Raw genomic sequence first — 14,945 nt, forward strand, 5'->3', positions numbered from 1 at the left:
GGTCAGGAGCAATCACATCGATGCACGGATGTCATTGAAACTAGGAGCAAATCTGCAAAGAAAGGGCGCATCAGCCAGCTAATCCTTTAAAATTGGAACGATTATAACCCTCCTCTTTTTAAAAAGAACCGACCGTCATGCGCGCCTCACGTTTTTTTATTTCCACCCTGAAAGAAGCCCCGTCCGACGCTGAAATCGTGAGCCACAAGCTGATGATGCGTGCCGGCATGATCAAGCGTCTGGGGGCTGGCATCTACACCTACATGCCCATGGGTCTGCGCGTGATTCGCAAGGTCGAAGCCATCGTGCGCGAGGAAATGAATCGCGCCGGCGCCGTCGAGCTGTTGATGCCGGTGGTGCAGCCGGCCGAGCTGTGGCAGGAAACCGGCCGCTGGAACAAGATGGGTGCCGAGCTCATGCGCGTGAAGGATCGCCATGGCCGCGACTTCGCCATCCAGCCCACCTCCGAAGAAGTGGTCACCGATGTGGCCCGCACCGAGCTGCGCAGCTACAAGCAATTGCCGGTCAACTTCTATCACATCCAGACCAAGTTCCGCGACGAGCGCCGTCCGCGTTTCGGCCTCATGCGCGGCCGCGAATTCACGATGAAGGACGCCTACTCCTTCGACCGCGATGTCGATGGCCTGAAGAAGTCCTACCAGGCCATGTATGACGCCTACGTGCGCATCTTCACCCGCTTCGGCCTGGAGTTCCGTGCCGTGGCCGCCGACAACGGCGCCATCGGCGGTTCCGGCTCGCACGAGTTCCACGTGATCGCCGCCACCGGTGAGGACGCGCTGGTCTATTGCCCCACCTCCGATTACGCCGCCAACATGGAAGCGGCCGAAGCGCTGCCCGTGGACAGCAGCCGCGGTGCCGCCACCCAGGCGCTGGAAAAGACCGCCACGCCCGGCAAGTCCAAGTGCGAAGCCGTGGCCGAACTGCTGGGCCTGCCGCTGGCACGCACCGTCAAATCCATCGTGCTGGCGGTGGACAACGAAGATCCGGCCAAGAAGGAAATCTGGTTGCTGCTGCTGCGCGGCGACCATGAACTCAACGAAGTGAAGGCCAGCAAGATCCCGGGCCTGTCCACCTACCGCTTCGCCAACGAAGCCGAGATCGTCGAATGGTTCGGCACGCCCCCGGGCTACCTGGGCCCGATCGGCACCAAGAAGCCGGTCAAGGTGGTGGCCGACCGCACGGTGGCCAACATGGCTGATTTCGTCTGCGGCGCCAACGAAGCCGATTTCCACTACACCGGTGCCAACTGGGGCCGCGACCTGCCCGAGCCGCTGGTGGCCGACATCCGCAACGTCGTCGAAGGCGATGCCTCGCCGGACGGCAAGGGGGTGCTGGCGATCCAGCGCGGCATCGAAGTGGGCCACGTGTTCCAGCTGGGCACCACCTATTCCGAAGCGATGAAGGCGACTTACCTGGATGAGTCCGGCAAGCCGCAACCGCTGGTGATGGGCTGCTACGGCATCGGCGTGACCCGTATCCTGGGCGCGGCCATCGAACAGAATTTCGACGACCGCGGCATCATCTGGCCGACCTCGATTGCGCCCTTTGAAGTGGTGCTCTGCCCCATGGGCTATGACCGCAGCGAAGCCGTCAAGACCGAGATCGACAAGCTGTATGCGCAATTGACCGAAGCCGGCGTGGATGTGGTGCTGGATGACCGTGGCGAGCGTCCGGGCGCGATGTTTGCGGACTGGGAACTGATCGGCGTGCCGCATCGCATCGTGGTCGGTGACCGTGGCCTCAAGGATGGCAACATCGAGTACCAGGGCCGTCGCGATGCCGAAGCTACCCAGGTGCCACTGGCCGAGGCGCTGGCCTTCATCCAGGGCAAGCTGGCTGCCTGATCTTTCCACAGGCTGCAATGACAAAGGCGGACGCCATGGCGTCCGCCTTTGTTTTTGGGCGGCGCGAAATGACGGTTACTTGGCCGGGACGATGGTCACGGTCTCGCGCAGGATGCCGCCCGAGGCGACGCTGCCATCGCTGTTGCCCTGGCCGTTGACGCGCTTCTCGCAATCGATGCGATCCGATTGCGGCAGGCCCTCACAGCGGCGAAGGGCGTTTTCCTTCAGTTGGTCCGTACCGGGATCGGTCAGCGTGCCGCGTGCAGCGGCTTGCTGGGCGGCGCCGGCTTCACGCAGGCAGGTGGCGCGGTCTTCGGTGGAAGCGCCGCTCTTGCAGGCGGCGATCTGCTGCTGGTATTCCGACTGGCCGGCCTTGCCCGCTGCGAACACGTGCGAGGCGCCGCCCAGGGCGGCCAGGCCGATCACGAGGGCGCTGGCCGAACGCAGCAGCTGGTGACGCAGGGTGGCGGTTTGATTTGGCATGGTCATTTCCTTTCTCTTGGTCATGAGCGTGCAGGCTCATCAGTGGATGGCACAGGGATAGACCCGGTTTCCGGTTTTCGGTTCTTTTATTCAGTTCTGCCGGAGGCGATGTGAGCTGGAAAGCTGATTACCGGCCTTTGCGGCCAGTGCCACACCCTGCAGAACCGCCATGGTAGGCGGTGAGCGGCCTGGAGGCCATCAGAGAAGCGCTGCATGCGGCGTCAGACAAGAGGAAAACCGGTGGACAAGGCCACGGCTGCTGAAACACCCGGAAACAAAAACGCCCGCATGACCTCTGCGGGCGTTTTTGTTTGCAAGTCGCTTGCAAACCGCGGGCGTCGATCAGCTCAGGTGAGCCGAGATCAGCTTGGTCATTTCAAACATCGTGACTTGCTTCTTGCCGCCGAAGATGGCCTTGAGCTTGTCATCGGCATCGATGTTGCGCTTGTTTTCGGCGTTCTGCAGCTTGTGCTTCTTGATGTATTCCCAGACCTTCTTGGTCACTTCAGTGCGCGGCAGCGGCTTGGCGCCGACCACTTCGCCCAGGGCTGCCGACGGCGTCAGCGGCTTCATGAAGGCGGCATTGGGAGTGCGTTTTGCTGCGGGCTTGGCGGCGGGTTTTGCTGCGGCTTTCTTGGGAGCGGCTGCCTTGGGAGCGGCCTTCGGTGCGGCTTTCGGCGCTGCCTTGGCTGCAGGCTTGGCTGCTGCCTTGGGAGCAGCGGCTTTGGCGGCCGGTTTGGCGGCTGCTTTAGCTGCGGGTTTGGCTGCGGGTTTGGCTGCGGGTTTTGCTGCTGGCTTCTTTACTGCGGCTGCTGCTTTTTTTGCTGTGGCCATCGGAAAGACTCCTCACAAGAATGAGATGAATGCGTCATTTACGCACCGCTAATAGTGGTGCTCTTTGCACGGCCACGCAAGTATTTTTTAGTGGATTTTCCAGTGAAAGCGCCAGGAAACAACGAGCCGGCCCGATCCGCCGTCAAGCCGCGCCGGTAAAGGGATCGCGGCGGATCGTGGAAGTCCGGAAAAGGGCTGCTTTGACGATATCGGAGGTGAAGCAAAAGCGATGAAAGAAGGGCATGTTTTCGTGCGCACGACGCGGGCAGAAAACGTATCCGGAGAGACCGGATCGGGGCTCGAAAACGGAGAGGAAAAGCGGAGGAGGGGAGTTTTCCCGGCGGCAGCAGAGACCGCCGGAGGTCGTGCAGAAGGGACGCAAAGCCTTGTCCAGCAAGGCTTTGCAGCCAGAACGGTCAGCGCATGCCGCCCGGCAGCATGCCCTTCATGCCGCGCATCATCTTCATCATGCCGCCGCCCTTGAGCTTCTTCATCATCGTTTGCATCTGCTCGAACTGCGACAGCATGCGGTTGACTTCCTGCACCTGCACGCCGGCACCGGCGGCGATGCGGCGCTTGCGGGTGGCCTTGATCAGCTCGGGTTTGGCACGCTCCTGCGGGGTCATGGAGTTGATGATGCCTTCCATGCGGCGCACCTGTTTCTCGGCCTGGTCCATGTTGGCGTTGCCGGCGGCGGCCTGCATCTGGGCCGGCAGCTTGTCCAGCAGGCTGGTGAGGCCGCCCATCTTCTTCATCTGCGACAGCTGGGCCTTGAAGTCATTGAGGTCGAACTTGCCGCCGCCCTTGATCTTGTGCGCCAGGTCCTGCGCGGCTTCCATGTCCACGCCCTTGCGTGCCTCTTCCACCAGGGCCAGGATGTCGCCCATGCCCAGGATACGGTTGGCCATGCGCGAAGGATCGAAGGCTTCCAGGCCGTCGAGCTTTTCGGCCACACCGGCGAACTTGATGGGCTTGCCGGTGATGTGGCGCACCGACAGCGCAGCACCGCCACGCGAGTCGCCGTCCAGCTTGGTGAGCACCACGCCGGTCAGCGGCAGGGCGTCGTTGAAGGCCTTGGCGGTGTTGATGGCGTCCTGGCCCAGCATGGCGTCGACCACGAACAGGGTTTCGATGGGCTTGATGGCGGCGTGCACGGCACGGATTTCATCCATCATGGCCTGGTCGATGCCCAGACGGCCGGCGGTGTCGACGATCAAGACTTCGTGGTGGTGCTTCTTGGCGTAATCCAGCGCGGCCAGGGCGATGTCGACCGGCTTGTCGGTGGGCTGGCTGGGGAAGAAATCGGCGCCGGCCTGGCCGGTCACGGTCTGCAGCTGGCCGATGGCGGCCGGGCGGTAGACGTCGGCGGAGACGGTCAGGACCTTTTTCTTCTTGTTCTCGCGCAGGTATTTGGCGAGCTTGCCGACGGTGGTGGTTTTACCGGCACCCTGCAGGCCGGCCATCAGGATGATCGCCGGCGGCTGGGTGGCAAAGTTCAGTTGCGAGGCTTCGGCACCGAGGTCGGCGCCCATCAGGCTGGCCAGCTCGCGCTGGACCACGCCGACCAGGGCCTGGCCGGGGGTGAGCGAGCCGATGACCTCTTCGCCCATGGCTTTTTCTTTCACCTTGGCGATGAACTCGCGCACGGCGGGCAGGGCCACGTCGGCCTCCAGCAGGGCCAGGCGCACTTCGCGCAGCATCTCGGCGGTATTGGATTCGGTCAGTCGCGCCTCGCCGCGCATGGTTTTGACGACTTTGGCGAGGCGTTGGGTCAGGTTGTCTAGCATGGTGATATCTGCAAATGTATGGGGGCGGAAAGGCCGCAGGGCCGCTGGCCGGGACTACGACGCACCGGGAGTGCGCAGGCGGGGGCGGCGGGCAATCCTGCATTCTAACCGATCAGCCCCGCTGCGCCCCTGCCGGCGCGTGCGCCGCAGATGGGGACGCTACGTAAAATTAACAGCTTGTACGGCTTGCGCTCTTTGTGTATACATGGGCGCTGAATTTCCAAGCGCACAGAATAATCAAGGCCCCTGCCACGCAGCACGGGCCAACGCCATCGAGACTGCCGGCCTGCACGACTGCCGCCGGCGCGCCGTATCAACAACGATACACACCAGAGGAGAGTGGAAATGCATCAGCAAAAGCAAAAACCAAAACAAAAACAATGGATCGCGCTGGCCCTGCTGGCCTGCGCCGGATTTTCGGCCAGCAGCCACGCGGCCGACGACGTCATCCGCCTGGGCAACCTGAAGTTCGCCCACTATGGCGCGGTGTCCTACATCAAGGAGATCGCCCCCAAGTGTGGCATCAAGGTCGATGAAAAAGTCTTCGCCAAGGGCCCGGACGTGATGCAGGGCATCCTGGCTGGTGAGCTCGATGTGGGTACGACCGCCTCCGAGGCCGCCATTTCGGGCCGGGCCAACGGCGCTCCGATCTATGTGGTGGCCGGTTTCGCCAAGGGCGGCGCGCGCCTGGTGGCGGGCAAGGACTCCGGCATCAAGTCGGTCAAGGACCTGAAGGGCAAGAAGGTGGGCGTCACCCGGGGCGGTATCCATGAAGTGCTGCTGGATGCCGAACTGGGCCAGAACGGCCTTTCCGCCAAGGATGTCACCATCGTCTATCTGGCTTTCGCCGACCTGAACCAGGCCCTGCTGGGCAAGAACATCGACGCCATGATGCAGAGCGAGCCGCAATCCTCGCAGGCCATCAACAAGGGCTTCGGCGTGGAAGTGATGAAGCCGTATGACACCCCCATCGGCGAGCCCTATCGCACCATGGTGATGACCGAGAAGTTCTACACCGAGAAGCGTCCCCTGGCCGAGAAGTTCATGCGCTGCTTCCTGGAGGCGACCAAGACCTTCATCGACAAGCCGGAAGTGGCCGAAAAGTACGTGCGTGAAGTGATCTTCAAGAACCAGATCACCAAGGAAGACTTCTACGACGCCATCGGCAACTCGCCCTACGCCTACGACATCACGGCCGAGCACATCCAGGTCACCACCGACACCATGGCCAAGTACGGCACCGGCAAGATGGCCAAGCCGCCTGTGGCCAAGGATTGGGTGAAGACCGATCTGCTGGAGCAGGCCAAGAAGAGCATGAACCTGAAGTAAGACGGGGGAATCTCGATGGCAAAGAACAACAAGGGCAGCTTCCTGCAGGGGCTGCTGGTGCCGATCATCGTGATCGCGCTGTGGGAGGGCGCCTCCCGGGCTGGCTGGATCAATCCGCAGATCCTGCCTTCGCCCTGGGCGGTCCTGAAGAAATGGGTGGAATACGCCACCCCCCTGAAACCCTATGAGCCTGAGGCCGGCAGCTGGCTGGCCTGGGCCTTTTCGGGTGAACTGATCATGGATGCCATCGGCAGCCTGTACCGGGTGGTGGCCGGCTTCCTGATCGGTGCCGGGCTGGCCCTGCCGCTGGGCTTGCTGATGGGCTCCAGCCAGCGCATCTATGGGCTGATGAACCTGACGGTGCAGGTGATCCGTCCGATTCCGCCGATTGCCTACATCCCCCTGGCCATCCTCTGGTTCGGGCTGGGCAATCCGCCGGCGCTGTTCCTGATCTCGCTGGGGGCCTTCTTCCCGGTGCTGATGAATACCATTGCCGGGGTGCGCCAGGTCGACAGCATCTACCTGCGCGCGGCCCGCAACCTGGGGGCGAGCCAGTCCACGCTGTTCCTGCGGGTGATGCTGCCGGCGGCGGTGCCCTACATCCTATCGGGGGTGCGCATCGGCATCGGGACCGCCTTCATCGTGGTGATCGTGGCCGAGATGATTGCGGTGAGCAATGGCCTGGGCTTCCGCATCATGGAGGCACGTGAATATTTCTGGTCGGACAAGATCATCGCCGGCATGATCACCATTGGCCTCCTGGGTCTGGCGATCGACCTGGGCATGAGCCGCCTCAACAATTACATGCTGCGCTGGCATCGCGGGCTGGAGAACTGAGATGAACCAGACAAATGCTTCCCCGCGCATTCGTATACAGAATGTGCACAAGGTCTTCAAGACCGATGACCGCGAGGTCGTGGCCCTCAAGGACATCCATTTCGATATCCCGGATGGCCAGTTCGTCTGCCTGCTGGGCCCTTCCGGCTGCGGCAAGTCCACGCTCCTGAACGCCATCGCCGGGTTTGCCCTGCCATCGTCCGGCCAGATCCTCACCGGCGACAAGGTGGTTACCGAGCCGGGACCGGATCGCGGCATGGTGTTCCAGGAATACGCGCTCTTCCCCTGGATGACGGTGGAACAGAACGTGGCCTTCGGACTGGAGATCAAGGGAACGCCCAAGGCCGAGATCCACCAGCGCGTCACGCAATTGCTGGACAAGCTGGGCCTGATCGACTTCCGCACCCGCTTCCCCAAGGATCTTTCGGGCGGCATGCGCCAGCGGGTGGCCATCGCCCGGGTGCTGGCGCTGGATTCGCCCATCATGCTCATGGACGAGCCCTTCGGTGCCCTCGATGCGCTGACCCGGCGCAACCTGCAGGATGAGCTGCTGCGCATCTGGGACGAGTTCAGGAAAACCATCGTCTTCGTCACCCACAGCATCGAGGAGGCCATCTACCTGGCCGACCGCATCGTGGTCATGACCTACCGTCCAGGCACGGTCAAGCGCGACATGCTGGTGAACCTGCCGCGCCTGCGCGATCCGGCGGACCCTGAGTTCAATGCCCTGAAACGCGAACTGGGCCAGCTGGTGATGGAGGAGCAGCAGCGCCATCACAATGCGGAGATGAAGGCGGCGGCGGTCGACTGACGCGGCTGCGGCTCTCTATAGTGAAGCGTCCGACACGGCAGGCAACCCCTGCCGTGTCGCATTTGGCGAGCCCGATTCGCGCGCCGGCTGACCGGGCGCAAGAAGGCCGGAGGCCGAGATAGTGTAAACTCGGGTGATGCAAACTTATTTTTTCATCCTGGCTGCACTGCTCTATCTGGGCTGCGCCTTCATGCCCTCGGAGCGGCGCGTGCCGATTTCGGCGGGCATCGTGGCCGGCTGGATGCTGCACGGCGGGGCGCTGCTGTCGGACATGTTCGCGCCCGACGCACTGCGGGTGGGCTTTGCGGTCATGCTGTCGTCTACGCTCTGGATTTCGGTGGCGGCCTACTGGCTCGAAAATCGCAATTTCTCGCTCGACAGCATGCGCGTGCTGGTCTTGCCGGTGGCAGCCGTAGCGGTGGTGCTGCCCAGTGCCTTCCCCGGCAACATGGTGGCGCTGGCTGGCAAGTCCGACTGGTTCCTGGCGCACATCGCCATCTCCATCCTGGCCTACAGCACGCTCACCATCGCCGCCTTCCATGCGGTGCTGATGGTGCTGCAGGAGTCGCGCCTGCATACCCGGCCCGGTCCGGCCGCCCAGTCGGGCTGGTTCGGGCTGGCGCTGGATCGCCTGCCGGCACTGCTGACCATGGAAAAACTGCTGTTTCGCCTGATCGCCTTCGGCTTCACCTTGCTGACGCTGACGGTGCTATCGGGTGTCGTCTTCTCCGAGCAGTTGTTCGGGACACCATTCAAGTGGGACCACAAGACGGTCTTCACCATGCTGTCCTGGCTGCTGTTCGGCCTGCTCCTGGCCGGCCGCCGCTGGCAGGGATGGCGGGGGCGGACCGCGCTGAGCTTCACGCTGGCCGGGTTCGCCATCCTTTTATTGGCTTATGTGGGCAGCCGGTTCGTTCTCGAAGTCGTGCTGCATCGGGTTCTGACATGAAATATCTGATTTGGCTGGTGGTCCTGCTGGCCGTGGTGGTGTGGTTCCAGCGCGCCAAGAAATCCATGCTGGCCGGCAGCGACCGTGCCGCCGATGGCAATCCGGCCGCCGGTGAGCCCGAGCCGGGCATGCCGCGTCCCAAGCCCTCGCGCTTTCGCCGCCGTGGCGACAGCAATGTCGAGACCATGGTGCAGTGTGCCCATTGCGGCATCCACTTCCCGTCCTCCGAGGCGGTGGTTCACGCCTCCGGCGCGCAATACTGCTGCGAAGAGCATCGCCGCCTGGCTTCCTTCTGAGCATGGACGCTGCCTTCCCTGAGCCCGGCGCCTGGATCATCGATGGCGACGGCTGGTGCGATCGCGCCCGCCGCGAACCCTCGCCCAATTGCGACGAACGTCCCGACGGTGTGGCCGCCGAGCTGCTGGTGATCCACAACATCAGCCTGCCGCCCGGTGAATTCGGCGGCCCTTATATCGCCGACCTGTTCTGCAACCGGCTCGACTTTGACGCGCATCCCTATTTTGACCAGCTGCGTCCGCTACGCGTCTCGGCCCACTTCCTGATCCGCCGCGATGGCGAAGTGGTGCAGTTCGTGCCGGCCCATCGCCGCGCCTGGCATGCGGGGGTGTCCAGCTTCGAGGGACGCGAGCGCTGCAATGATTTTTCCATCGGCATCGAGCTGGAAGGGACCGACTTCGAACCCTTCACCGAAGCCCAATATGCGACGTTGGTGCAGCTCTCCCAGGCCCTGGTAACGCGCTACGGATTGACCGCCGTGGCCGGTCACGAGCACATCGCGCCGGTGCGCAAGACCGACCCGGGCCCCTTCTTCGACTGGGACGGCTATCACAACAAAATGGTGAAAATTGTTAACGCGGCGCAATTGCGCTTCCCTCTTGGCCTTCACAAAAGTCAAGCTTGAGCAGCACAAAAATTCTCTAAATAGCGGTTGCATCCGCCCGGACCCGCTACTAGAATTAGTCCCATTCGATGTTTTGATACTAGATGTAGTGTTCAGTTGAACTTGTTGTTGGTGTCGGGCCTTCATCCACGGCAGGCCCGTTTCAGGCAGTGCTTCAGAAGGTGCAAGACCCGCGAGGCAGTAACCAAGTACGACAACGCCCCCGGTTCTCCTTCTTTTAATTCCGTTCCACACATCAGTTTCAAGCAGTTTTGCGTCAGCATGAATGTCCACGCAAGGGACAGTCATTGTGGGACGCTTCCGCCGTTCGCGGGCCCTTTGCCGTTCGGGGCCCGGATGAAGTTATTAGCAACGCAGGTGGCAACCCCCGGCCATCTGCCCCATGTACCCCAGGAGGCTAAGTGCGCTCAACCCAAGAAATTTCCGTCAAATCGCCCGCCCCGTTCGGCACCTCTGCCGAGCTGGAAGGTTCCGCCGAAGGCCAGGCCATCGTGTCCCAGACCGCTGGCCTGGGCGAATACCGCATCATCCGCCGCAACGGCGCCGTGGTCGGTTTCGAGCCCTCCAAGATTTCCATCGCCGTGACCAAGGCCTTCCTGGCCGTCAACGGTGGCCAGGGTGCCGCTTCGGCGCGTGTGCGCGAGATGGTCGAGCAACTGACCACCAACGTGGTGTCGGCGCTGGTGCGCCGCCAGCCCACCGGTGGCACCTTCCATATTGAAGATATCCAGGACCAGGTCGAGCTGGCCCTGATGCGTTCGGGCGAGCATGACGTCGCCCGTGCCTACGTGCTGTACCGCGCCAAGCGCATGGAAGAGCGCGCCCAGCAAGGCGCCGCCACCAAGGCCGAAGTGGCCGCACCGCAACTGCATGTGACCGAAGACGGCCAGAGCCGTCCGCTGGACATCAACGAAGTCCGTTCCCTGATCGCCGCTGCCTGCGTCGGCCTGGAATCGCACGTCGATGCCGAAGCCATCCTCTCCGAAACCGTCAAGAACCTGTATGACGGCGTGCCCGTCGAAGAGCTGTACAAGTCCGCCATCCTGGCTGCCCGCGCGCTGATGGAAAAGGACCCTGCTTACAGCCAGGTGACCTCGCGCCTGCTGATGCACACCATCCGCAAGGAAGTCTTCGGCAAGGAAGTGGCCCAGGCCGACGCCCCGGCCGAGTACCTGGAGTACTTCCCGCAATACGTGAAGAAGGGTATCGAAGCCGAGCTGCTCGACACCAAGCTGGCCCAGTTTGACCTGGCCAAGCTGGCTGCCGCCATCAAGCCCGAGCGCGACCTGCAGTTCGGCTACATCGGCCTGCAGACCCTGTATGACCGTTATTTCCTGCACATCGGCGGCACCCGCATCGAGATGCCCCAGGCGTTCTACATGCGTGTGGCCATGGGCCTGTCACTGAACGAAATCGACCGCGAAACCCGCGCCATCGAGTTCTATGACCTGCTGTCGTCGTTCGACTTCATGAGCTCGACCCCGACCCTGTTCAACTCCGGTACCCAGCGTTCGCAGCTGTCCTCCTGCTACCTGACCACCGTGGCCGACGACCTCGACGGCATCTACGAAGCCATCAAGGAAAACGCCCTGCTGGCCAAGTTCGCCGGCGGCCTGGGCAATGACTGGACCCCGGTGCGTGCCCTGGGTGCGCACATCAAGGGCACCAACGGCAAGTCGCAAGGCGTGGTTCCCTTCCTGAAGGTGGTCAACGATACCGCCGTGGCGGTCAACCAGGGCGGCAAGCGCAAGGGCGCGGTCTGCGCCTACCTGGAAACCTGGCACATGGACATCGAGGAATTCCTCGAACTGCGCAAGAACACCGGCGACGATCGCCGCCGCACCCACGACATGAACACCGCGAACTGGATTCCCGACCTGTTCATGAAGCGCGTGATGGAAAAGGGCGAGTGGACCCTGTTCTCGCCCTCCGACACCCCGGACCTGCACGACAAGTTCGGCCGTGCCTTCGAGGAAGCCTACACCGCCTATGAAGCCAAGGCTGCCCGTGGCGAGCTCAAGCTCTTCAAGAAGGTGCAAGCCAACGACCTGTGGCGCAAGATGCTGTCGATGCTCTTCGAAACCGGCCACCCGTGGATCACCTTCAAGGATCCTTGCAACATCCGTTCGCCGCAGCAACACGTGGGCGTGGTGCACAGCTCCAACCTGTGCACCGAGATCACCCTGAACACCAACGAGAGCGAGATCGCGGTCTGCAACCTGGGTTCGGTGAACCTGCCGGCGCACCTGGTCAATGGCGAGCTGGACCATGCCAAGCTGCAAAAGACCGTCCGCACTGCCATGCGCATGCTGGACAACGTCATCGACATCAACTACTACGCCGTCAAGAAGGCACGTGATTCCAACCTGCGCCACCGTCCGGTGGGCATGGGCATCATGGGCTTCCAGGACTGCCTGCACATCAAGCGCGTGCCGTACGCCTCGATGGACGCAGTCGAATTCGCCGACCGCTCCATGGAAGCCGTCTGCTACTACGCCTATATGGCCTCGACCGAACTGGCTGAAGAGCGCGGCCGTTACGCTTCCTACCGCGGTTCGCTGTGGGATCGCGGCATCCTGCCGCAGGATTCCCTGAAACTGCTGGCGCAAGAGCGCGGCGGCTACCTGGAAACCGACACCACCGAGACCCTGGACTGGGCCGCCCTGCGTGCACGCATCGCCGAACACGGCATGCGCAACTCGAACTGCGTGGCCATCGCCCCGACGGCGACCATCTCCAACATCATCGGCGTGTCTGCTTGCATCGAGCCGACCTACCAGAACCTGTACGTGAAGTCGAACCTGTCGGGCGAATTCACCGAGATCAACGAGTACCTGGTACGCGACCTGAAGGCCCGTGGCCTGTGGGACGAAGTCATGGTCGCCGACCTCAAGTATTTCGACGGCAGCCTGGCCAAGATCGACCGCATCCCGCAAGACCTGCGCGACATCTACGCCACCGCCTTCGAAGTGGATCCATCCTGGCTGGTGGAAGCCGCCTCGCGTCGCCAGAAGTGGATCGACCAGGCCCAGTCCTTGAACATCTACATGGCCGGTGCTTCCGGCAAGCGCCTGGACGAGACCTACAAGCTGGCGTGGTTGCGTGGCCTCAAGACCACCTACTACCTGCGCACCATCGGCGCGACCCACACCGAGAAGTCCACTTCCCGTGCGGGTGCACTGAACGCCGTGGCCGTTGACGGCGGCGCCGGTGCCATGGCGTCGGCACCTGCCGTGCCGGCCGCACCGATCGCTTCGGCCGCCGCTGCCTCGGCTGCCTACGTGATGCCGACCCCGGGTGCTTCGATCGAAGCCGATGGTCCGGTCTGCACCATGCGTCCGGGCGACGCGGGCTTTGAAGAGTGCGAGGCCTGCCAGTAAGCAATCCGGGCAGGGCCGGGACGGCCTGCTGATGAGGATGATTCAAGGTCATCCGAGATGACGGCAGCACCACTGTCCCAAGTCCTGCCCACCCTAGCCGGCGCATCGCGGTGAACTTCACCGGATGCGCCGTTGTCACCTGATAGACACCCGCCGCGCCATGGTCATGCGACCTCGCCGGCAGCTACCGATAAAGTAAAGAGGAACCACAGATGCTTTCTTGGGATGATGAAGTCAAGCAACCGGCCCAGGCGCCGCGCACCCCCAACCTGCAGCCGCAACTGCAACCGGCCTTCGGCCAGACCAACGCCGCGCTCAATCCGGCACTGATGGCCGGCAACGGCGAGCAGGTCGACACCACCCGCCGCGTCAATGCCGCCGACAAGCGCATCATCAACGGCCACACCGACGTCAACCAGCTGGTGCCCTTCAAGTACAAGTGGGCCTGGGACAAGTACCTGGCCGGTTGCGCCAACCACTGGATGCCGCAAGAGATCAACATGCAGCGCGACATCGAGCTGTGGAAGAACCCCAACGGCCTGACCGAAGACGAACGCCGTCTGGTCAAGCGCAACCTGGGCTTCTTCGTCACAGCCGACTCGCTGGCCGCCAACAACATCGTGCTGGGCACCTATCGCCACATCACCGCGCCGGAGTGCCGCCAGTACCTGCTGCGCCAGGCTTTTGAAGAAGCGATCCACACCCACGCCTACCAGTACATCGTCGAATCGCTGGGCCTGGATGAAGCCGAGATCTTCAATGCGTATCACGAGGTCGCATCGATCCGCGACAAGGACGAGTTCCTGATTCCCTTCATCGATACGCTGACCGATCCCGAGTTCAAGACCGGCACGATGGAGAATGACCAGAAGCTGTTGAAGTCGCTGATCGTCTTCGCGTGCATCATGGAAGGTTTGTTCTTCTACGTGGGCTTCACGCAGATCCTGGCACTGGGTCGCCAGAACAAGATGATGGGTGCGGCCGAGCAGTATCAATACATCCTGCGTGACGAATCGATGCACTGCAACTTCGGCATCGACCTGATCAACACCGTGAAGATGGAGAACCCGCACCTGTGGACTCCGGAGTTCCGCGACGAAATCAAATCGTTGTTTTTACGCGCGGTGGAGTTGGAATATCGTTACGCAGAGGATACAATGCCGCGAGGCGTGCTCGGGTTGAACGCTACCATGTTCAAGGGCTACCTGCGATTCATCGCAAACCGCCGCGCACAGCAAATCGGATTGGACCCGCTGTTCGCACAAGAAGAAAATCCGTTCCCGTGGATGAGCGAGATGATCGACTTGAAGAAGGAGCGCAACTTCTTTGAGACCCGTGTCATCGAATACCAAACCGGGGGCGCACTGAGTTGGGAATGATGTGCAGTCTTGAAGTTCTCTTCATCGAGACATGATGCACAACAGGAGCCGGGTAGCTTGCAAGATGCCCGGCTGCTGAAACGGAAAAGGCCTACGCCAAATTAATGAACAGTCAGAGACCGAATCCATCTTCTCTGTTATCGCCGCTTAACCCCATCTTGTCGGGTCAGGCGGCTTTTCCTTTGAAAAACACCAAGGTTTTTCAGGAACGCGATTCCGACGCTAGCGTTTGAACACGCTGGCGTTTTTTTTGGTGTCGCGCCTGCTCCCGTAGTCGCATCTTCCTGCGCCATTGCGCGGGCACTACCGGAGGGGCGTCGCCAAGATAGCTGAAGCGCTGCATAGGTGAGGGGATGCAGCAGTTCAGCT

General features: G+C 62.2%; 12 protein-coding genes. 9 read left to right on the forward strand and 3 right to left on the reverse strand.

Translation table 11 applies throughout. The features are described 5' to 3' along the window. The first annotated feature begins 137 nt into the window (after positions 1-137). Complete coding sequence (locus ACLRDN_RS01880; RefSeq protein ID WP_134221187.1) at positions 138-1,865, forward strand: proline--tRNA ligase; 1,728 nt, start codon at positions 138-140, stop codon at positions 1,863-1,865. Positions 1,866-1,940: 75 nt separating this feature from the next. Here ACLRDN_RS01880 and ACLRDN_RS01885 read toward each other — a convergent pair whose 3' ends face one another. The 3 genes from ACLRDN_RS01885 to ffh all read right to left on the reverse strand — a co-directional run bounded on the left by ACLRDN_RS01885 (position 1,941) and on the right by ffh (position 4,969). Further along, positions 1,941-2,348, reverse strand: a complete 408-nt coding sequence (locus ACLRDN_RS01885) for a hypothetical protein (protein WP_413458730.1) — start codon at positions 2,346-2,348, stop codon at positions 1,941-1,943. Positions 2,349-2,690: 342 nt separating this feature from the next. Next, a complete protein-coding gene (locus tag ACLRDN_RS01890) occupies positions 2,691-3,182 on the reverse strand; it encodes an SWIB/MDM2 domain-containing protein (RefSeq protein WP_343725991.1) in 492 nt (163 codons plus the stop codon). A gap of 416 nt (positions 3,183-3,598) precedes the next feature. Then, on the reverse strand, positions 3,599-4,969 hold the full coding sequence (gene ffh / locus ACLRDN_RS01895) for a signal recognition particle protein (protein WP_413458731.1): 1,371 nt from the start codon (positions 4,967-4,969) through the stop codon (positions 3,599-3,601). A 345-nt stretch (positions 4,970-5,314) separates the two neighbouring features. Here ffh and ACLRDN_RS01900 point away from each other — a divergent pair, with 345 nt between their 5' ends. From ACLRDN_RS01900 to ACLRDN_RS01935, 8 genes are all read left to right on the forward strand, one after another. Continuing rightward, positions 5,315-6,298 (forward strand): ABC transporter substrate-binding protein, encoded by a 984-nt coding sequence (locus ACLRDN_RS01900; RefSeq protein WP_413458732.1) that lies wholly within the window; start codon positions 5,315-5,317, stop codon positions 6,296-6,298. Positions 6,299-6,313: 15 nt separating this feature from the next. Then, positions 6,314-7,135 carry an ABC transporter permease gene (locus tag ACLRDN_RS01905; RefSeq protein WP_088756260.1) on the forward strand — a complete coding sequence of 274 codons (822 nt, stop codon included), beginning with the start codon at positions 6,314-6,316 and terminating at the stop codon, positions 7,133-7,135. 1 nt (position 7,136) lies between these two features. Continuing rightward, positions 7,137-7,946: an ABC transporter ATP-binding protein gene (locus ACLRDN_RS01910; protein ID WP_034334689.1), complete on the forward strand. Its 810-nt coding sequence runs from the start codon at positions 7,137-7,139 to the stop codon at positions 7,944-7,946. Between the two features lie 136 nt (positions 7,947-8,082). Further along, positions 8,083-8,895, forward strand: a complete 813-nt coding sequence (locus ACLRDN_RS01915) for an inner membrane protein YpjD (RefSeq protein WP_204726176.1) — start codon at positions 8,083-8,085, stop codon at positions 8,893-8,895. Next, positions 8,892-9,191: a PP0621 family protein gene (locus ACLRDN_RS01920; RefSeq protein WP_145606080.1), complete on the forward strand. Its 300-nt coding sequence runs from the start codon at positions 8,892-8,894 to the stop codon at positions 9,189-9,191. The genes ACLRDN_RS01915 and ACLRDN_RS01920 overlap by 4 nt, the downstream gene beginning before the upstream one ends. Positions 9,192-9,193: 2 nt before the next feature. After that, positions 9,194-9,817 carry a 1,6-anhydro-N-acetylmuramyl-L-alanine amidase AmpD gene (gene ampD, locus ACLRDN_RS01925; RefSeq protein ID WP_413458733.1) on the forward strand — a complete coding sequence of 208 codons (624 nt, stop codon included), beginning with the start codon at positions 9,194-9,196 and terminating at the stop codon, positions 9,815-9,817. A gap of 401 nt (positions 9,818-10,218) precedes the next feature. Further along, entirely contained in the window at positions 10,219-13,197 is a 2,979-nt protein-coding gene (locus ACLRDN_RS01930; RefSeq protein WP_413458734.1) for a ribonucleoside-diphosphate reductase subunit alpha, read from the forward strand. Positions 13,198-13,409: 212 nt separating this feature from the next. Further along, positions 13,410-14,576, forward strand: a complete 1,167-nt coding sequence (locus ACLRDN_RS01935; RefSeq protein ID WP_413458735.1) for a ribonucleotide-diphosphate reductase subunit beta — start codon at positions 13,410-13,412, stop codon at positions 14,574-14,576. Positions 14,577-14,945: the final 369 nt, after the last annotated feature.

The sequence above is a fragment of the Herbaspirillum huttiense genome (assembly GCF_047300815.1).
Lineage (GTDB): Bacteria > Pseudomonadota > Gammaproteobacteria > Burkholderiales > Burkholderiaceae_D > Herbaspirillum > Herbaspirillum huttiense_A.